23 protein-coding genes are annotated in these 16,697 nt (G+C 60.4%); 12 read left to right on the forward strand and 11 right to left on the reverse strand.

Translation table 11 applies throughout. The features are described 5' to 3' along the window. Positions 1-72: 72 nt before the first annotated feature. From FX982_RS16800 to FX982_RS16815, 4 genes are all read right to left on the reverse strand, one after another. Positions 73-1,236: an EAL domain-containing protein gene (locus FX982_RS16800; RefSeq protein WP_172611708.1), complete on the reverse strand. Its 1,164-nt coding sequence runs from the start codon at positions 1,234-1,236 to the stop codon at positions 73-75. A gap of 143 nt (positions 1,237-1,379) precedes the next feature. Beyond that, a complete protein-coding gene (locus FX982_RS16805) occupies positions 1,380-1,721 on the reverse strand; it encodes a hypothetical protein (protein ID WP_065991490.1) in 342 nt (113 codons plus the stop codon). Beyond that, complete coding sequence (locus FX982_RS16810) at positions 1,718-2,104, reverse strand: phage holin family protein (protein WP_122624202.1); 387 nt, start codon at positions 2,102-2,104, stop codon at positions 1,718-1,720. The genes FX982_RS16805 and FX982_RS16810 overlap by 4 nt, the downstream gene beginning before the upstream one ends. Positions 2,105-2,109: 5 nt before the next feature. Then, positions 2,110-2,424: a DUF883 family protein gene (locus FX982_RS16815; RefSeq protein WP_122538194.1), complete on the reverse strand. Its 315-nt coding sequence runs from the start codon at positions 2,422-2,424 to the stop codon at positions 2,110-2,112. 261 nt (positions 2,425-2,685) lie between these two features. Between FX982_RS16815 and FX982_RS16820 the strand changes: the two genes are divergently transcribed. Next, a complete protein-coding gene (locus FX982_RS16820) occupies positions 2,686-2,925 on the forward strand; it encodes a glutaredoxin family protein (RefSeq protein WP_172611709.1) in 240 nt (79 codons plus the stop codon). A gap of 43 nt (positions 2,926-2,968) precedes the next feature. Here FX982_RS16820 and FX982_RS16825 read toward each other — a convergent pair whose 3' ends face one another. Next, entirely contained in the window at positions 2,969-3,235 is a 267-nt protein-coding gene (locus FX982_RS16825) for a hypothetical protein (RefSeq protein WP_172611710.1), read from the reverse strand. Positions 3,236-3,644: 409 nt separating this feature from the next. Between FX982_RS16825 and FX982_RS16830 the strand changes: the two genes are divergently transcribed. Continuing rightward, complete coding sequence (locus tag FX982_RS16830) at positions 3,645-4,535, forward strand: pseudouridine synthase (protein ID WP_172611711.1); 891 nt, start codon at positions 3,645-3,647, stop codon at positions 4,533-4,535. A 109-nt stretch (positions 4,536-4,644) separates the two neighbouring features. Here the strand turns inward: FX982_RS16830 and FX982_RS16835 are convergent, their stop codons facing one another. Beyond that, the gene (locus FX982_RS16835; protein ID WP_122538201.1) at positions 4,645-4,869 is read right to left on the reverse strand and encodes a YgdI/YgdR family lipoprotein; all 225 of its coding nucleotides are present in this window, start codon (positions 4,867-4,869) and stop codon (positions 4,645-4,647) included. An 83-nt stretch (positions 4,870-4,952) separates the two neighbouring features. After that, positions 4,953-5,543 (reverse strand): molybdenum cofactor guanylyltransferase MobA, encoded by a 591-nt coding sequence (gene mobA / locus FX982_RS16840; protein ID WP_172611712.1) that lies wholly within the window; start codon positions 5,541-5,543, stop codon positions 4,953-4,955. A 78-nt stretch (positions 5,544-5,621) separates the two neighbouring features. Between mobA and moaB the strand changes: the two genes are divergently transcribed. Further along, positions 5,622-6,161: a molybdenum cofactor biosynthesis protein B gene (gene moaB / locus FX982_RS16845; protein WP_172611713.1), complete on the forward strand. Its 540-nt coding sequence runs from the start codon at positions 5,622-5,624 to the stop codon at positions 6,159-6,161. 6 nt (positions 6,162-6,167) lie between these two features. Next, positions 6,168-7,382: a molybdopterin molybdotransferase MoeA gene (locus FX982_RS16850; protein ID WP_254074812.1), complete on the forward strand. Its 1,215-nt coding sequence runs from the start codon at positions 6,168-6,170 to the stop codon at positions 7,380-7,382. A 38-nt stretch (positions 7,383-7,420) separates the two neighbouring features. Here FX982_RS16850 and FX982_RS16855 read toward each other — a convergent pair whose 3' ends face one another. Continuing rightward, on the reverse strand, positions 7,421-9,253 hold the full coding sequence (locus tag FX982_RS16855) for a monovalent cation:proton antiporter-2 (CPA2) family protein (protein WP_172611714.1): 1,833 nt from the start codon (positions 9,251-9,253) through the stop codon (positions 7,421-7,423). Positions 9,254-9,527: 274 nt separating this feature from the next. Here FX982_RS16855 and FX982_RS16860 point away from each other — a divergent pair, with 274 nt between their 5' ends. The 3 genes from FX982_RS16860 (at position 9,528) to FX982_RS16870 (ending at position 10,731) form a co-directional block, all read left to right on the forward strand. Then, complete coding sequence (locus FX982_RS16860) at positions 9,528-9,716, forward strand: hypothetical protein (protein ID WP_065991502.1); 189 nt, start codon at positions 9,528-9,530, stop codon at positions 9,714-9,716. A gap of 150 nt (positions 9,717-9,866) precedes the next feature. Further along, on the forward strand, positions 9,867-10,133 hold the full coding sequence (locus FX982_RS16865) for a PepSY domain-containing protein (RefSeq protein WP_037010913.1): 267 nt from the start codon (positions 9,867-9,869) through the stop codon (positions 10,131-10,133). A 166-nt stretch (positions 10,134-10,299) separates the two neighbouring features. Then, complete coding sequence (locus FX982_RS16870; protein ID WP_172611715.1) at positions 10,300-10,731, forward strand: GNAT family N-acetyltransferase; 432 nt, start codon at positions 10,300-10,302, stop codon at positions 10,729-10,731. Positions 10,732-10,749: 18 nt separating this feature from the next. On the opposite strand, the gene FX982_RS16875 is transcribed toward FX982_RS16870, so the two are convergent. After that, positions 10,750-11,988 (reverse strand): NAD(P)/FAD-dependent oxidoreductase, encoded by a 1,239-nt coding sequence (locus FX982_RS16875; RefSeq protein WP_172613084.1) that lies wholly within the window; start codon positions 11,986-11,988, stop codon positions 10,750-10,752. A gap of 169 nt (positions 11,989-12,157) precedes the next feature. Between FX982_RS16875 and FX982_RS16880 the strand changes: the two genes are divergently transcribed. The 5 genes from FX982_RS16880 to map all read left to right on the forward strand — a co-directional run bounded on the left by FX982_RS16880 (position 12,158) and on the right by map (position 15,462). Beyond that, on the forward strand, positions 12,158-13,189 hold the full coding sequence (locus FX982_RS16880; RefSeq protein WP_172611716.1) for an Ldh family oxidoreductase: 1,032 nt from the start codon (positions 12,158-12,160) through the stop codon (positions 13,187-13,189). Positions 13,190-13,234: 45 nt separating this feature from the next. Next, positions 13,235-13,600, forward strand: a complete 366-nt coding sequence (locus FX982_RS16885) for a hypothetical protein (protein ID WP_172609165.1) — start codon at positions 13,235-13,237, stop codon at positions 13,598-13,600. A gap of 389 nt (positions 13,601-13,989) precedes the next feature. Then, a complete protein-coding gene (locus FX982_RS16890) occupies positions 13,990-14,340 on the forward strand; it encodes a helix-turn-helix domain-containing protein (RefSeq protein WP_122538217.1) in 351 nt (116 codons plus the stop codon). An 85-nt stretch (positions 14,341-14,425) separates the two neighbouring features. Beyond that, on the forward strand, positions 14,426-14,680 hold the full coding sequence (locus FX982_RS16895; protein ID WP_172611717.1) for a ParD-like family protein: 255 nt from the start codon (positions 14,426-14,428) through the stop codon (positions 14,678-14,680). Further along, complete coding sequence (map, locus tag FX982_RS16900; RefSeq protein ID WP_172611718.1) at positions 14,677-15,462, forward strand: type I methionyl aminopeptidase; 786 nt, start codon at positions 14,677-14,679, stop codon at positions 15,460-15,462. The genes FX982_RS16895 and map overlap by 4 nt, the downstream gene beginning before the upstream one ends. 229 nt (positions 15,463-15,691) lie before the next feature. Here map and FX982_RS16905 read toward each other — a convergent pair whose 3' ends face one another. After that, complete coding sequence (locus FX982_RS16905; RefSeq protein ID WP_122538689.1) at positions 15,692-15,961, reverse strand: hypothetical protein; 270 nt, start codon at positions 15,959-15,961, stop codon at positions 15,692-15,694. An 83-nt stretch (positions 15,962-16,044) separates the two neighbouring features. Next, complete coding sequence (locus FX982_RS16910; RefSeq protein ID WP_172611719.1) at positions 16,045-16,269, reverse strand: DUF6555 family protein; 225 nt, start codon at positions 16,267-16,269, stop codon at positions 16,045-16,047. Between the last annotated feature and the right edge of the window lie 428 nt (positions 16,270-16,697).

Raw genomic sequence — 16,697 nt, forward strand, 5'->3', positions numbered from 1 at the left:
ACCACGCTAGCTTCCCGGTTCACCCCGCACGCTGCAAGCACAAGATCGCCCAAATGGTATCCACAGACAGCCTCAAAACCCGGCCGCGTCGACATCGATCAGCAACAGTCGCTCGCCGTTGTCGAAGAACTGCCCGGCCGTCAGGCAGTACTGATTGCTGGTGGCGTCGCGGTAGGTGCTCGACAGCGTCAGGCGCCGCTCGTGCCAGCCCTCGGCCAGCAAGTGATAGAAATAGGGCCGCCAGGACCAGTTATGGCCCAGATACCGAGCATCCGGGCTCCACGCGCCGTTGCGCCATTCCAGATTGGGCGTCAGCTGCGTGCCGTGGCGGTCGCACTGATAAAAGCGCAGCAGCCACGGGAATTCCGTGACTTGAGGCAAGTCGCTCAGCGACGCATCGTTCTCTGCCCAGCTCTGCAGCCGGGACATCAGTTGCGTGACCTGCCTGCGCAGCGTCATCAGCCGTTCACGCTCGGCCACTTTTTTCATCACGTAACGATCGCGCAGGGCAGCGAAGCGCTCGACGAACGCATCGGCCTCGAAGAAAGCCAACTGCGCCGGCGCAAACAGATAGCCCTGAACGTAGCGCGAGCCGCATTCAAGGGCGAAGTCCAGTTCGGCTTCGGTCTCGACACCTTCAGCGATGATCCAGCAGCCGGTTTTTTCGGCCATCTGGGCGAGGGCTTTGACCACATCGCTGCTGGGGCCGCCCCGAGCTGCGGCTTGAAACAGACGCATGTCGAGTTTGAGGATGTCGGGTTGCAGCGCAAGCACCCGGTCCAGCTGCGAATAGCCGGCGCCGAAATCATCGATGGCAATGCGTGCCCCGGCGTCGCGGTAACGAGCCACGACGTCCTTCAAGCGCTGGCCGTCGCCGCTCAGTTCGGTGATTTCAAAGACGATACGTTCTGCAGGAATGCCATAGGGCTGCAGTTGTTTGAGGCTGGGCGGCGATTCATCGTGGCGCAGGCAGGTGATCCACCGAGGCGAGATGTTCAGGCTCAGGAACCAGTCGCTGGGCGCTTCATGCAACCGGCTCAGGGCATTGTCGCGAATCTGACGATCCAGCCGACGCAGTTGCACGGCCGGGCGCCGCGGATCCGCAAACAACGGACCGACCGATTGCAGGCTGCCGTCTGCCTGGCGCAGGCGGCCCAGTGCTTCAACGCCGGCAATGCGGCCTGTCGCGGTGTCGATGAACGGCTGAAAACAGGCGAGCGGTTGCCCATCGAACACGGGGCCTCCTTAGTGACGATTGATTGAAGCGGTGGTGGCGAAGGCTTGGCTGTGGGATTTTCGCTCGACAAACACCGACGCCTTGCCCGATACGAATATCGGGCAAGGCGCGGATTGTTAGCAAGAATGCAGCCAGAAGGCTTTTAGCGACGGCGGGATGAGTTCTGCAGGGCCATTTTGATTAACGGCAGAACAGTTGCGCTGAATTTGATCAGGCGCGTGACGCTGCCGGTTTTTTTACTGCGCGTGCCCTTGCCGGTGAGAAATCCCAGCAGGGTGACAGCACCGACGCCCCACAGCGGCCCGTGCTTGATGCCGAGGGAGCCAGGCAGGTCGGAAGCCATGCCGCGCATGCGTTGCAGGGGATGCATCAAGCGCGAGGATTCCTGACGGATCTCTTGTCGGTGCATCTCCATGCGCAGGCGGATCAGCGCCTTGCGCAACTCGCGACGATTGTGGGTCTGGGGCAATTGAGGTGCGCTCATGGCATCAGTCGCTCGCGGTCGTTTGCCAGTTCTTCCAGTGTCGAATGGAAGGGTGAAGACTCATCGAAAACAGCTGCCTTCAGGCGCATTGCACAGAACAGTGCCGCTAGGGTGTATAACCCGCACAGACCGATGATTCCGTACAGGCGATAGCTGTCCCAGACCAGAATCAGCAGCAAAGCGGACAGGCCGATGAGCAGCAGCAACGCGAAAACCAGCGCCAGGCCTGCGAACAGCAAGAGCCTGACCGTACGCGCTTTCTGTTCCTGAAGCTCGATGCCGAACAGTTCGACATGGGTGTGCAACAGCCCCAGAAAAGCCGCACCCAGCCGCCGTGGCGAAGAGGATTGATCGGTCCCGGTTGGACCTGTCGGCTGCGTCATGGCCGTTAGCGCCGGGTGGCCAACAGGCCCAGCAGGAAGCCGACGCCAGCTGCGATGCCTACCGATTGCCATGGGTTGTTCTGCACATAGTCCTCGGTGACGATGACCGCTTCCTTGCCGCGGGCGCGGAGGGTTTCTTCGGTCAGCTTGAGGGTTTCGCGTGCACGGACCAGGCTTTCGCGAATCTGCTCGCGCAGTTCGTCGGCCTGTTCACCGGCCAGAGAGGCCGTGTGCGCCAGCAATTTTTCCGTATCGGCAACCAGCGTCTGGAAGTCAGACATCAATATGTCCTGGGCTTTGTCTGCTGTAGGTCGAGCCATGGTTTTCTCCTTAGGGGATGACGATATGGGGTTTCGAGTATGGCGCATTCCTGAAGGTTCATTCCAATCGCGTGAACAGGACTGCCGTTTCGCCTGAAGCGTTTTTTGCGCTGTTCCGGTGCGCCCGCCGGACGTCGCGCTCCAGTGTGGGTGGGCGACGGGAGGACGGTAAGGAAGCCTGCGCAGGCTCGACGGTGTTCGCGGCCAGCTCTAGACTTCCAGATCAAACCCTTGGAATCACAGCCACAGAGGGGCCTGGCCATGTCACCGGAATGTCAGCTGTTTGGAACGTTGGGGTGTCATGTGTGCGAGGTGGCCGAAGCCGAACTGATGCCGCTGGTGGAGCACGGCTTGATGGTGGAGCTGGTCGACATCGCCGAGAGCGAGGCGTGCTACGAAACCTATAGCCTGAGGATTCCCGTGCTGAGGCGGGCAGACACCGGTGCCGAACTGGACTGGCCGTTCGACACCGATCAGGTCGTGCTGTTTCTGAGCGACTGACGCGCATGGGACGAATGCATAACCGCGCGCGTCTTGACTGGCTTCAGAGGTATTGCGTGTCGACCACCATGGCTTGAGCGACGGCGGCTTTCTGCTCGTCGGTCATGCCGTCCCAGACGTGCACTTTGGCGTAGTAGCCAAGGCCGGCGACGATGTACAGGCTCAGGGTGAGTACGATGAACACCGACATGAACGTCCAGCGACCCACGTCATGGTCCTCGTTGGAAAACGACTGGGAGTAGTTTTCGTCGTTCTGCGAAGAAGTCCCGGTGGAGAGACGTTTGATCCATTGGAAGAATTGAATCAGCATGGGCGTAACCTCAAAAAGTGGCGAAAGAAAAGTCGTGGGCACTGGCGCTCGACGCGCGACACAAACGCTGAAAACGAAAAAAGCCCGTCGATGACGGGCTTTCTTTTTATGGGTTTCAGGTCTGGCAGGCGTTTTCGATTTCAGTCACGAAGACGTTCGTGTCCGCTCGGATTCGCGCCTGCTTGCCGATTTCGAAACATTTTAGGACAAATCATTTTGCGCATCCAGCGCGGGATCGTGGTTGTCAGACAACTGGCGCCGGTTTTCCGTGCGGCATAACGTCGCGCACTTCTGTAACGCCCGGGCCAGAGCCTTCCGGCAAAACCGTTATATGCGCGGTCGCGCAAAGGTTCGTCGGCGTAGATAATGCCAGCCTTGCTGCTATCACTACTTTTATTCTGAGCTGTTTATGTCCGCACCTGTATTTACCGCTGCCCACCGTCAAGCCAGCACGTTGTATCTGCCGCCCGGACCGTGGCTGACGGTGCTCGATTGCCTGTGCGAGCGCTTCAGTGCCATCAGCCGCGAGCAGTGGCTTGACCGGATCGCTCGGGGCAAAGTGCTTGATGCCGACGGCCAGCCGATCGCCGTGGACCTTGCGTACCGCGAAGGCCTGCGCATCCATTACTTTCGTGAAGTGCCCAACGAGACGCCGATTCCGGTGCTGGAGTCCATCCTGTATGCCGACGAGCATCTTGTGGTCGCCGACAAGCCGCATTTTCTGCCCGTCACTCCGGCGGGCGAGTACGTCGAGCAGACCCTGCTGCGACGGGTGATCCGTACCCTCGACAATCCCGAGCTGGTGCCTTTGCACCGCATCGACCGGCACACGGCGGGGCTGGTGCTGTTCTCGGCCAACAAGCAGACGCGGTCGGCGTATCAGGCGTTGTTTCCGACCCGGCAGATTGAAAAGCGCTACGAGGCGATAGCGCCTGCGCTCCCGGACATGGCGTTTCCGCGTGTTCACAAAAGCCGCCTGGTCGATGGCGAACCCTTCTTTCGCATGCAAGAGGGCGAGGGCCCGAGCAACACGGAAACCCGAGTTGTGGTCAGCGAAAAAAAGGGCGGGCTCTGGCGGTACGCGCTTTATCCGGTGACGGGGAAAAAACACCAGCTGCGCGTGCATATGGCCGCCCTGGGCGCTGGCATCTGCAATGACCCGTTCTATCCCGACGTGCTCAAGGACGCCGTGGACGACTACTCCAACCCGCTGAAACTCCTTGCCCAGGGTTTGCGCTTTGTTGACCCGGTGACGGGGCAGGAGCGGGTTTTCGAAAGCCGGATCACGTTGGATTGGTAGCGCGCTGGATGGGGCTGCGGGTTTATTGAAGGCAAAAAAAGACCCGCTCGATTGGCGGGTCTTTTGCTCTCTGCGACGGTGTGTTCAAACCCTCGCGATCAAGCCGGCATCACAGTTCTTTAACGGTACGAACCTGATCCTTGTTGATGCGGGTTTCTTTGCCGTCCAGCTGCTTGAACTCGTAGAAGCCCGACTCTTCATCGAACTTCGGCTCGTCGGTTGCCTGGATTTCACGGCCGTCGTTCAGCGTGATCACGGTGGGCGACGAGCAACCGGCAAGACCGGCAAGGCTCAGCGCGAGCAGAAAGGCGGCAGGAAGAGTCCGTTGTTTCATTGCTGTGTCTCCGGGAATTTTATTTAGTGATGTGTCTGACGCAGAGTGTAACGGCAAAGTTCCATGAAACCTGCCCGCTGCGCTCAGGCCTTGATCTCGGTCAACAGATCCGGCGTATTAAGGTTGGCGAGGCGCGGGTCGTCGGCCTCGCACTGCAACCCGACGGCGCGCAACTCTGCCAGGGTCCGGCGCGGGCTGCGCTGTCCTTCCCGCCAATGCTGTTCGAACACCTGTGCGTGGCAGGTGGGAATGCAACACAGAAGCGGTTCCCACTGCTCGCCCTGGCGGACCATAACTGGCGTTCCTGAAGTGGCCGCGCTCTGGCGCAGGCCGTCGAGAATCTCACGATCCAGCAGCGGCATGTCACAGGGGATGACCAGCAGGTAGTCATGTCTGGCGACGGCAAGGCCGGCGCGAATACCCGCGTAAGGGCCGGGGAAGTCCTGTTGCTCATCCTCCACCAGTTGGTCGGCGTAGCGCGCGTACTGCTCGCAGTTGCGGTTGCACGACACGATCACATCGTCCGTGAGCGGTCGCACCAACCCGTATAAGTGCTCGATAAAAGGCTTGTTGCGCCACGTGATCAGGCCTTTATCACGCCCGCCCATGCGCCGACCCTGGCCTCCGGCAAGCAGCAGGACAGAGCAGGGCGGGAGGGCTTCGGAAGGGGTCATGATCAGCTCGGTTGGCGCGGAAAAAAGCAGGTGCTGTGATATAACACCGCCCTGTTTCCTCTACAACCGGACCTCGCCATGAAAGCCAAGGCAGACTCGCCTTTCGTACCCCTGAACATCGCTGTTCTGACGGTCAGTGACACCCGTACTTTTGAAACCGATACTTCCGGCCAGATGTTCGTCGACCGCCTGACCGCTGCAGGTCATGGCCTGATCGAGCGCGTGCTGCTCAAGGATGACCTGTACAAGATCCGCGCCCAGGTCGCGACCTGGATCGCCGACGACGAAGTGCAAGTCGTGCTGATCACCGGCGGCACTGGCTTCACCGGTCGCGACAGCACCCCGGAAGCCGTGGCGTGCCTGCTGGACAAGCAAGTGGACGGTTTTGGCGAGCTGTTCCGCCAGATTTCCGTCCCTGACATCGGTAGCTCGACCATCCAATCCCGCGCCCTTGCCGGTCTGGCCAACGGCACGCTGGTGTGCTGCCTGCCGGGCTCGACCAACGCGGTGCGCACCGGCTGGGACGGCATCCTCGCCGATCAGTTGAACAACAGCTTCCGCCCGTGCAATTTCGTGCCGCATCTGAAGAAGGCCGAACCCTGCGCGACCCGCGGGTGAGCCTCCATGAGCGCAATTGAAATGAGTCGCCTGATGCCGGTCGAAGAGGCCATGCAGCGGTTGATGGATCTGGCCGCCAACGCGCCGATCAGCGAGCGTGAAACCGTGGCGCTGGCCGATGCCCAGGGGCGCGTGCTGGCTGAGGATCTGATTTCGACGCTGGATTTGCCGCCGTGGCCCAACAGCGCCATGGACGGATACGCGATGCGCGTGGCGGACTGGACCGGCGAACCGTTGCCAGTGAGCCAGCGGATCTTCGCCGGGCAAGCGCCCGAACCGTTACAGCCGGGCACTTGCGCGCGAATCTTCACCGGCGCGCCGGTTCCTGAAGGGGCTGACTGCGTCGAGATGCAGGAAAACGCCGAGGTTCAAGCCGACGCGACCGTGCGCTTTCTCGAACCGTTGAGCACCGGTCAGAACATCCGCCCCAAAGGCCAGGAAACCACCGTCGGCGACAAGGTGCTGGATGCGGGCACGGTCCTGAACCCGATCGAACTGGGCCTCGCTGCGACCATGGGTTTTGGTCAGGTGCAGGTTGTGCGCCGCGCCCGGGTGGCCGTGCTGTCCACCGGCGATGAGTTGATCGAGCCGGGGCAGCCGTTGGGTCCGGGGCAGATCTACAACAGCAATCGCGTGTTGCTGTGCAGTTGGCTGGCGCGACTGGGCTGCGAAGTGGTCGATGCGGGCATCCTTCCCGACAACCTCGAGAAAACCCGCGCGGCGCTGGGCAGCCTCAACGACGTCGACCTGATCCTCTCCACGGGCGGCGTGTCCGTCGGCGAAGCGGATTTTCTCGGTCACGCACTGCGTGAAGAGGGCGAGATCGCTCTTTGGAAACTGGCGATCAAACCTGGCAAGCCGCTGACGTTCGGCCATTTCCGTGGCGTGCCGGTGATCGGCCTTCCGGGCAATCCGGCATCCACGCTGGTGACCTTCGCGCTGCTGGCCCGACCCTATTTGCTCAGACGCCTCGGCGTGCAGGCCGTCAAACCGCTGCAGTTCCAGGTGCCTGCTGCATTCGTCTGGACCAAACCGGGGAGCCGGCGCGAGTACTTGCGCGGACGCCTTGAACAGGGCAGGCTGGTTGCCTACCGCAATCAGAGCTCGGGTGTGCTGCGCAGCGCCGCCTGGGCCGACGGGCTGATCGAGATCGTGGAAGGCAAGACGGTGGCGGAGGGCGACCTGCTCAACTTCATTCCGCTGAGCGAGGTCATGGGCTGAGAGGCTGAGCCTTCGCAAGAAGGCTCAGCCCTAGGCCGCTATTTTTTAGCCTTCACTGCAGGCTGCGCGTCACTCGCTTCCTCATCGATCCGGTCGGATTCGAACAGCTCGGACAATTCAGTCCGGGCTTCCAGCGCGCTTTGCATGACCTTCGCGGCATCATCGTAGATCAGGTGCTGGCGATTCAGCACTTGTTCGTCGTGGCGCTTGAACCGATCAATGCGCGCGGCCGCCTGGGTTTCACTCAGGCCCAGGCCGATCAGCGTGCGCCGCGTCATTTCCAGGCTTGAATAGAAGGTTTCCCGCACCGCCTCGGCATCCAGGTCCAGCAAGCGGTGAACGTGCTGGCGGTTACGGGCGCGAGCAATGATCTTCATGTGCGGGTAGAGCCTGCGCACCAGTTCGGCGGTCTTGATGTTGGTGTCCGGGTCGTCCGTGGCGATGACGAAATATTCGGCCTGGTCGACCTTCGCGGCGCGCAGGATTTCCGGACGCAGCGGGTCGCCGTAGAACACCGGCACATTACCGAAACTGCGGGTGAACTCGATGGTTTCCACCGAGGTGTCCAGCGCAATGAAAGGGATGTTCTGCGCGCGCAGAATACGCGCAACGATCTGCCCCATCCGGCCCATGCCCGCGATGACCACGCGCGGGTTGTCCGATTCGATTTCCTTGTACTCTGCCGGCACTTCCTTGATCACGGGCTTTGGCTTGAGCCAGCGCGACAGGGCCAGCAGCAGCAATGGCGTCAGCGCCATCGACAAGGTGATCGTCAACACCAGCGTGTCGTACAACGCGGCATCGAACAGGCCCTGGTCGCGGCCGATCTTGAACACCACAAACGCAAATTCACCGCCCGCGGCCAGGACCAGCCCCAGGCGCAGCGCACTTTGCTTGCCGAGCCCGCCCGCCAGACGTCCGACGAAGAACAGCAACGGCAACTTCAAGCCGATCAGCAGTAGCGTCAGGCCCAGCACCGTCAGCGGCGAGTTGATCAGCAGGCCGATGTTGGCGCCCATGCCGACGCTGATGAAAAACAGCCCCAGCAGCAGGCCTTTGAACGGTTCGATCTGCGCTTCCAGCTCATGACGGTATTCGGAATCCGCCAGCAGCAGGCCAGCAAGAAATGCTCCCAGCGCCATGGACACGCCCACCAGGTCCATCAGCCACGCCGTGCCGATCACCACCAGCAGAGCGGTCGCCGTGGAGACTTCCTGCAATTTGGTTTTGGCGACGATGCGAAACACCGGCCGCAGCAGGTAACGACCGCCGACCACGACAATGGCGATGCCGCCGAGCACTTGCAGGCCGTGACGCAGGGAATCGCCGGAACCGGCATCGTGAGAACCGCCTGCCAGCATCGGCACCAATGCGATCAGCGGAATGGCCGCGATGTCCTGGAACAGCAGAATGGCGAAGGCCAGGCGACCGTGGGGTGCGTTGAGCTCCTTGCGTTCGGCCAGGCTTTGCAGACCGAAGGCGGTCGATGACAACGCCAGCCCCAGGCCGAGTACCACGGCGCTGTTCAGCGGCTGATTGAAGCCCAGCAACGCGACCGCGCCAATGACGACCCCCGTTAGCAGCACCTGTGCCATGCCGACACCGAACACCGATTTGCGCATGGTCCAGAGGCGTCGCGGCGACAACTCCAGGCCAATGATGAACAACAACAGCACCACGCCCAGCTCGGAGATGTGCGCGACGCTCTGCGGGTCGCCGATCAGGCCGAGGCAAGACGGGCCAATGATCACACCCGCGATCAGGTAGCCGATCACGGCGCCCAGTTGCAGACGTTTGGCCAGAGGAACCGTGAGAACGGCGGCGAGCAGGAACACGACTGCGGCCTGCAACAGGCTGCCTTCATGGGGCATTGGGGACTCCTTGTTTAAAGAGGGGGGAGGAAAAGTCTGCGTTGTTGGCAGACACTTCCTACAGCCCTGAAATGCTTCAGCGACTAAAAAGTGCGCGTATTAAACCACGTGAAAGTGACGGAAATCAGCGGCCGAGACGCTTCGCCGCAGCGGTGACGTGGCCCTGACACATCCCCGGCGCAGGCGGTGGCGTGCCAGCGCCGACCCGAGCAGGTACCATGTCCGCACATTTGCACTGCGCCCCACATCTCGACCGGTTTTCAGGAATCCCGTAATGACCAACAAACAGCGTCTGATTTATTCGATCATCATCGCCTTGAGCGTTCTGGCGATCATGCTTGGGCTGTCCCATTTACAGAACACCGGCGTGCTCAGCGAGAAGACCTTTCAATACATCGCGATCTTCGTTGCTGTTGTCGTGGTGGTGTTGAACGGTGTGCTGCGTCGCAAGGTCAAGCGCTGATCCGCGTTGGTGCAGCTTTAAACCGCTGTCTGCGGTGGTATTCATTCGGCAGCATCAAGCGGTTACAAAACCTCGGATGAACTTATTTTCCGGTGACGAACTCCAAAATTTCGCATTCAAAAAGCCCGCAAAGGGAAATGGAGTTCAATCATGATCAAGAAACTTACCGCTGCCGTTCTCGCCACCGCTGCCCTGACCACCGCACAGTTCGCCCTGGCGGACAAGCCGGGCGCTGGCTGGATCACCATCGAAAAAGCGATCGAAAAAGCCAAGTCGGCGGGTTACACCGAGATCTACAAGATCGAAGCCGACGACAATGGCTACTGGGAAGGCGAAGGCCGCAAAGCTGACAGCCTGACCTACGAATTCCGTATCGACGGCACTTCCGGTAACGTCCTGCGCGACCAGAAGGACTGATCGAGCCAGCGCTATAGCGCGTGTGGAGGCCCCCGGGGCTTCCACATCCCTTCTCACTGATTCCCTCTACTCCGTTGCTTTCGTTGCTTTAACCTTTCGCAGCTTTACTCCCTTCCGCATATCCGACAACCTTGGCGTCCCCATTTCCGTCAGCAGGAAGCGACGCATGAGTGTCCGTATCGAATTCAAATCCAACCCCTCCGAAGAAGAACGCCTGCAGATCCTTGAACCACTGAGGGCCTATAACGCGGCTGCGGCGGGGGATGGCAAGGCCGAAAAATTTGCTTTGTTTGTCCGCGACGAACAGACCGATGCCGTACTCGGCGGCCTCCACGGCCGCATTCTCTACAGCTGGCTGTTCATCGAACTGCTCGTGGTACCTGAACAGGCGCGGGGCCAGCGCATGGGCAGCCAGTTGATGGCGATGGCCGAAGACCTCGCCCGCGAGCGGGGCTGCGTTGGCGTCTGGCTCGACACCTTTGATTTCCAGGCGCCGGAGTTCTACCGCAAGCATGGCTATGAACAGTTTGGTCAGCTGGATGACTATCCGCCCGGGCACCAGCGCTTGTTCTTTCATAAGCGGTTGCAGGCGCAATAGTCAGCGGCGCGCCGAGGTTTACCCGAATCGGTCCGGGCTGTAAGGCGCGGGATCGGTAAAGGGCTTGGCGTCGCTCATCATCTCCGCCAGCAATCGACCGGTCACCGGGCCTAGGGTCAGACCGTGGTGCGCGTGCCCAAAGTTGAACCACAGCCCTTTGTGCGACGTCGCCGGTCCAATGACCGGGCGCATGTCCGGCAAACAGGGCCGACGCCCCAGCCACGGTTCGGCATCCAGCCGCTCGCCCAACGGATAAAGCGTTCGGGCGATGGCCTCGCAGCGGCGCAGCTGGATCTCGTTGATGGGCGCGTCGGGTGCGGCTAACTCGACGCCTGTGGTCAGTCGGATACCCCGCGCCATGGGCGCCAGTACATACCCCGCCTGGGCATCGATGATCGAGTGCTGCAACGGCTCATCCGGGTTTGCTGCGTAATGCATGTGATAGCCGCGCTTGATCCCCAGGGGAATGCGGTATCCAAAGCGGGCGGTCACCTCCGTTGATTGCGGCCCCAACGCCACCACTGCGTTTTGCGCCCGCACCAGCCCCTCGCGGGTCTCTACCTGCCAGCTGTCGTCGTGCTGACAAAGACTGCGCGCGTCACCCTTGAGCAACAGGCCGCCGCGCTCAACGAACAACGCCGCATAACCGCGGACCAGTGCACCGGGATCGATCACGCTTTTCGGGTCGAGCCAGTGGATGGCGCCCATTGCCCCGCTCAGATGCGGCTCGCGATCGCGCAGCTGGCTTGCATCAAGCACCTCGTAACGCAGCCCGTGACGGTCGTAGGATCGGGCGTCAGCCACTGCCAGATCAAATTCAGCCTGGTCGCGATAGAACTCGATCCAGCCCTTGGCGCGGATCAGCGAGGTCATGCCTGAGGCCTCGGCAAGCCGGTCATGCTCGCTGACGCAACGCTCGATCAGCGGCAGCATTGCGCGGCTTGCGCTGGCCAGGTTGGCGGGCGAAGAGTTCTGCCAGTACTGAAACAGCCAAGGGGCGATCTTCGGCAGCCAAGCCGGGCTGAAACGCATGGAGGATTGCCGGTTCAGCGCATAACGCGCCAGCCGCGACCATTCACGGGGAAAGGCGTACGGGACGATGCTGGACCGTTCGATCAGGCCGGCATTGCCGTGGCTGGTACCAGCGCCGGGTTCATCGCGGTCCAGCAAGACCACCCGCTGGCCTGCCGCTTGCAGGTGCAGCGCAGAACAGACGCCGATGATACCGGCGCCGAGGACGACGGTCTGGCAATCAATGGTTGGGAAATCCATGGTGAGATCCTTGTTCGGTTGAGGGCAGGGCAGCCAGTGCAGCAGGCCCGCAGTTTACCGGGTTGTCGCTGGGCATTACTCTTCAGACGAGCGTCGCCAGACACCTGTCTTTTCTGTTCCGCTTCCACATCCAATAATCACAAAGGAGCTTCAGATGCCTTCGATGCACGACAGCCAGACCACCCGGACAATTTCCTTTGCCGATCTGACAGAGCTGCTGCGGCAGATCTTCGTGCGCCATGGCACCTCGCCCGAGGTGGCGCGGGTACTGGCCGCCAATTGCGCGGCCGCCGAGCGCGACGGGTCCCACAGCCATGGCATCTTCCGCATCAAGGGTTATCTGTCGTCGCTGGCGGCGGGCTGGGTCGATGGTCAGGCTGAGCCAAAGGTCGAAGATGTCGGGGCGGCGTTTGTGCGCGTCGATGCCATGGGCGGCTTTGCCCAGCCGGCGATGCAGGCGGCGAAAGCCCTGGTGATCGAAAAAGCGCGGAACGCCGGGATCGCCATTCTGGCCATCCGCAACTCCCATCACTTCGCCGCGCTGTGGCCGGACGTCGAGCCGTTTGCTCAGGAAGGGCTGGTGGCCTTGAGCGTGGTGAACAGCATGACCTGCGTCGTGCCCCACGGTGCGCAAAAACCCTTGTTTGGCACCAACCCCATCGCCTTCGCCGCGCCACGCGCTGATGGTCAGCCCATCGTGTTCGATATGGCCACCAGCGCCATCGCCCATGGCGATGTGCAGATTGCTGCCAGAGAGGGGCGCATGCTTGCGCCGGGAATGGGCGTCGATCGCAACGGCATGCCGACCAAAGACCCGAAAGCCATCCTCGACGGTGGCGCGTTGCTGCCGTTCGGAGGTTACAAGGGTTCCGCGCTGTCGATGATGGTGGAGCTGCTGTCAGCTGCACTCACGGGCGGCAATTTCTCGTTCGAGTTCGACATGTCCACGTCGCCCGGCGCGCAAACCCCGTGGACCGGCCAGGTCATCATCGTCATCGATCCGGACAAGGGCAGTGGTCAGGCTTTCGCCGAACGCAGCGAAGAACTGGTCCGGCAGATGCACGGCGTCGGCCAGCAGCGCATGCCGGGTGATCGCCGCTACCGTCAGCGTGAACAGTCATTGAAGGAGGGGATTGTGTTGTCGGCAGATGACCTTGAGCGGCTCGAGGCGCTGGCACGCGTCTAAGCGTCTGGCTTCAGGTTCGGCCCGCGTGGCGCCAAGAAGGCAGGTATGAGTGATCACACTGTCGAGCCTGATCGCCACGACCATTCGTCGCGACAGGACTTGCGCTCGGGGTTCGTTGAAAATACTGTATGTTTAAACAGTATCGAGAAGAAGAGAGCGCTCATGCAAACCAATCAATCCAACACCACTCCGGAATTCGCTGCGCAGAAAAACGAGTCGTCGTTCAGCAGCGTCTGGGGCAACGAGATGCAGCGTGAGGATTTTCTTGCCCTGGCATCAGGGCTTCGCCAATTCAGCGCCAGTCAGGCCGACCTGGCATTCGCGCCATCTAGCGCTGGATACGCGACAGGCTATGCAACGGGCCACACAAGTAGCTATGGAACAGAGCAGGGTCGGCTTGCGGGGGAGTGATGTGAGGGCGCGTGCTTCCGGCAAGACAGCCGGAATCGATTCAGGGCTTGAATCGCACCAGAACCGGGACGGGCGTTTGACCACTCACTGTATCGTCTGCGTCAGGCTGGCGCGATTTACCGGTGCGAATCATGGCCAGCGCAATCAAAGTGCCCACGGCCGATAGCGCCGACCAACCCAGTAAGAAAGAAATCATTGTCTGGTTCTCCGAACTACAGAAATCGGGCTGCCATTCGAAAAGAATAGCGGTACATCAGAACCTATCGGCCACGAAGGAGATTCCTTGAGCCGTCAACTCGGAAGATTGACCAAATGGGCCCAAGGGCGCAACTCCCTCGGACCAATGGGGTCTTGCTCTTTGAACATAGTCAATTTCAGGACCCTCGTTTATGAAAGATCTCGGCTCACGTCTGAAAGAAGAACGCAAACGGCTCGGGCTGTCGCAACAGGACTTTGGCTCCATCGGTGGCGTAGAGGCCAATGCCCAAGGCAAGTACGAGAGCGGTGAACGCATTCCGCGCTCCGATTACCTGGCGGCGCTTGGCAAAAAAGGCATCGACGTCATGTACGTGTTGTCGGGTGAGCGGACGCCCATCGCCACCGATACACTCAACGAGGCAGAGCGGGCGGTCATTACTCATTACCGGGCGCTTAGCGAAGACGACCGCGAGGCGATTTCGCAATTAGCCACGTCGCTTTCCGAGTGCGCGACCGAGTTCTCCCAATCCCGCTCAGCGTAAGGACGTTTGTCTCAAGAGATTCCCGCAGCGGTTGCGTGAAAATATATGAAACGTATATGCTCCGTATATTCTTCGCGAGGTCGCTATGGGACTGGTAAAAATTTCCGAACAGATGCACGCCAACATTCGCTGCGCCAGCGCGGCCCTGAGCCGCTCGATCAATGCTCAGGCCGAACACTGGATGCGGGTGGGCATGTTGGCCGAGCTGCACCCCGGCCTGAATTACAGCGAGATCTGCCAGTTGCTGATTCGTGCTGAGACGTCCGGCGGCGCCGTGTTGATCCTTCAGCCCTGCGACCTCGTACCGGATCTGGCTCCCGCCAGGGCGGTGTCCCAGTGAGCATCACTATCAAGACTGAAGCCGACCTGGTCGGGCTGCGTGTGGCAGGGCGTCTGGCCGCAGATGTGTTGGCGATGATCGCAGAGCACGTCAAGCCGGGCATAAGCACCGAGGCGCTGGATGACATTTGCAACGCCTACATCGTCAACGAGCTGAAAGTGATCCCTGCCAACGTCGGCTACCACGGGTTCACCAAAACTACCTGCATCTCGCCCAACACGGTCGTCTGTCACGGCATTCCTTCGGCGGATGACGTGCTCAAGGAGGGCGACATCGTCAATATCGACGTCGCGGTCATCAAGGATGGCTGGTACGGCGACACCAGCCGTATGTACTACGTCGGCGAGGTCAGCCCGCTCGCCCGGCGTCTGGTCGAAACCACCTACGAGGCCACGCTGGCAGGGATACACGCAGTGAAACCCGGTGCGACGTTGGGCGACATCGGTCACGCCATTCAGAGCGTGGCATACCGCGAAGGCTTCAGCGTGGTGCGCGAATACTGCGGGCATGGCATCGGTCGCAAATACCACGAAGAACCTCAAGTGCTGCACTACGGCGCAGCGGGCAAGGGGCTGAAACTCAAAACCGGCATGGTCTTCACCATCGAGCCGATGATCAACGCCGGCAAGCCGGGCACTTATGTGCTGGAAGACGGGTGGACAGTGCTCACCCGGGATCAGTCATTGTCGGCGCAATGGGAACACATGGTGGTGGTGACCGAGACCGGCTTCGAGCTGCTGACCCCATGGCCGGACGGCACAGGCGATTATCCGGCAGTCTGAGCGCAGGCGTTGGGTGCAAAACCAGGCGACAGGGTCTGGACGCATGAAGTCACAAAAGCGGGCGTGACGAAAACAAGACCTGGCTTGTAGGCTTGTTCTCGTTCCCCTGTGGTGCTGCTTCCTGACAGGCTTAGGATGATCAGTGCAGGTAGCGCCAGGGGAGAACACCACTTTATCGAACACCTGAAAAAACCGGCCTTGGCCGGTTTTTTTGTTGCCTGCGCAAAACTTACTGTTTAGAAGGCTCAGCTTCCAGTTGCTTGGCAGCCACGACTCCGGAGGAACTCAGTTTTACGGGGTATTTCAACGTGCGATCGCCGTCGGCAGGGCGGTTAACGCAACCGTCATGAATCAACCCGGCCTGTTGCAAATGCTCAAGGGTGTCTGCAACGGCGTTCTCCCCTCGGTAGTTGTCCAGAATTTCCTTACCCAGGCCTGCCGGGTGGGCATGCAGCAATCGGGTCAGGACTTCCTGCTTGAGTGCGTTATCGATGGTCATGTTTACCTCGCTTTGCTGGTGTAATGAGCGCTGCTTGTAAATTCCGACCACGTGAATCCGCGTTTGTTTGCTGTTTTCCTCGATCAGGTGCGTTTCCATTGCACCTGTGTGACGCCCAGGCCTTCGGCGTAAAGCAGTGCGCGTTTCAACGGGCCCGCGCAGATGTGGCCCTCGACTGCGCCCACCCCTGCGTGCAAAGTCGCGAAATGCAGCGCGTCACTTTCGCAAAGATGGTTTCCCTTGTGGTTGAAACGCCGCAACTCACCTTGAAACCAGTAATGAATTTCAAAATCCTTATAGTCATTCATTTGTCTCAGCCTGTGGGGGGCGCAGTGACGCCGGTTGAGTGAGTACTTCCTTCATGTACCTGACAGCATGGAGGTCGACTGCATCGTCGTTACCGTCACTTCACTTCAAGATCGATACAGGCTGACCAAGTCCAGATGGCATTGAATCTTAAGGCCTCTTGATCGGGGCGGGACGTCCGCCAACAGGCTGCGGAGCGGCTGGCCCGCCAGAGAATTACACACCTTTGTGAGCGTTTAAAATCGCTCGCCGATGGGCGGCGATGTGCCATATCGATATGGATATTGGCCATGCATCCAAAAGCGTTGAATGAATAAAATGAGTCCCCTCGAAGCCTGAATTTACCCATCTGATGAAGAGCTTGCACGAGGGCTGGATCCTGCAATCCGATGCGTGAATGACTCAAGCGGTCATTCGGTTTTCGAACAGC

Origin of the sequence: Pseudomonas graminis, from assembly GCF_013201545.1 — a bacterium.
Classification (GTDB): Bacteria; Pseudomonadota; Gammaproteobacteria; order Pseudomonadales; family Pseudomonadaceae; genus Aquipseudomonas.

Bases quoted from the DNA above. Each gene is read 5' to 3' on its own strand.
- FX982_RS16850 (WP_254074812.1), top strand. From the start codon at position 6,168: ATGAGCGCAATTGAAATGAGTCGCCTGATGCCGGTCGAAGAGGCCATG.
- mobA (WP_172611712.1), bottom strand. From the start codon at position 5,543: ATGACCCCTTCCGAAGCCCTCCCGCCCTGCTCTGTCCTGCTGCTTGCC.
- FX982_RS16895 (WP_172611717.1), top strand. From the start codon at position 14,426: ATGGGACTGGTAAAAATTTCCGAACAGATGCACGCCAACATTCGCTGC.
- FX982_RS16865 (WP_037010913.1), top strand. From the start codon at position 9,867: ATGATCAAGAAACTTACCGCTGCCGTTCTCGCCACCGCTGCCCTGACC.
- FX982_RS16885 (WP_172609165.1), top strand. From the start codon at position 13,235: ATGAGTGATCACACTGTCGAGCCTGATCGCCACGACCATTCGTCGCGA.
- FX982_RS16825 (WP_172611710.1), bottom strand. From the start codon at position 3,235: ATGCTGATTCAATTCTTCCAATGGATCAAACGTCTCTCCACCGGGACT.
- FX982_RS16805 (WP_065991490.1), bottom strand. From the start codon at position 1,721: ATGAGCGCACCTCAATTGCCCCAGACCCACAATCGTCGCGAGTTGCGC.
- moaB (WP_172611713.1), top strand. From the start codon at position 5,622: ATGAAAGCCAAGGCAGACTCGCCTTTCGTACCCCTGAACATCGCTGTT.
- FX982_RS16910 (WP_172611719.1), bottom strand. From the start codon at position 16,269: ATGAATGACTATAAGGATTTTGAAATTCATTACTGGTTTCAAGGTGAG.
- FX982_RS16890 (WP_122538217.1), top strand. From the start codon at position 13,990: ATGAAAGATCTCGGCTCACGTCTGAAAGAAGAACGCAAACGGCTCGGG.
- FX982_RS16815 (WP_122538194.1), bottom strand. From the start codon at position 2,424: ATGGCTCGACCTACAGCAGACAAAGCCCAGGACATATTGATGTCTGAC.
- FX982_RS16820 (WP_172611709.1), top strand. From the start codon at position 2,686: ATGTCACCGGAATGTCAGCTGTTTGGAACGTTGGGGTGTCATGTGTGC.
- FX982_RS16810 (WP_122624202.1), bottom strand. From the start codon at position 2,104: ATGACGCAGCCGACAGGTCCAACCGGGACCGATCAATCCTCTTCGCCA.
- FX982_RS16905 (WP_122538689.1), bottom strand. From the start codon at position 15,961: ATGACCATCGATAACGCACTCAAGCAGGAAGTCCTGACCCGATTGCTG.
- FX982_RS16880 (WP_172611716.1), top strand. From the start codon at position 12,158: ATGCCTTCGATGCACGACAGCCAGACCACCCGGACAATTTCCTTTGCC.
- FX982_RS16860 (WP_065991502.1), top strand. From the start codon at position 9,528: ATGACCAACAAACAGCGTCTGATTTATTCGATCATCATCGCCTTGAGC.
- FX982_RS16835 (WP_122538201.1), bottom strand. From the start codon at position 4,869: ATGAAACAACGGACTCTTCCTGCCGCCTTTCTGCTCGCGCTGAGCCTT.
- FX982_RS16855 (WP_172611714.1), bottom strand. From the start codon at position 9,253: ATGCCCCATGAAGGCAGCCTGTTGCAGGCCGCAGTCGTGTTCCTGCTC.
- FX982_RS16870 (WP_172611715.1), top strand. From the start codon at position 10,300: ATGAGTGTCCGTATCGAATTCAAATCCAACCCCTCCGAAGAAGAACGC.
- FX982_RS16830 (WP_172611711.1), top strand. From the start codon at position 3,645: ATGTCCGCACCTGTATTTACCGCTGCCCACCGTCAAGCCAGCACGTTG.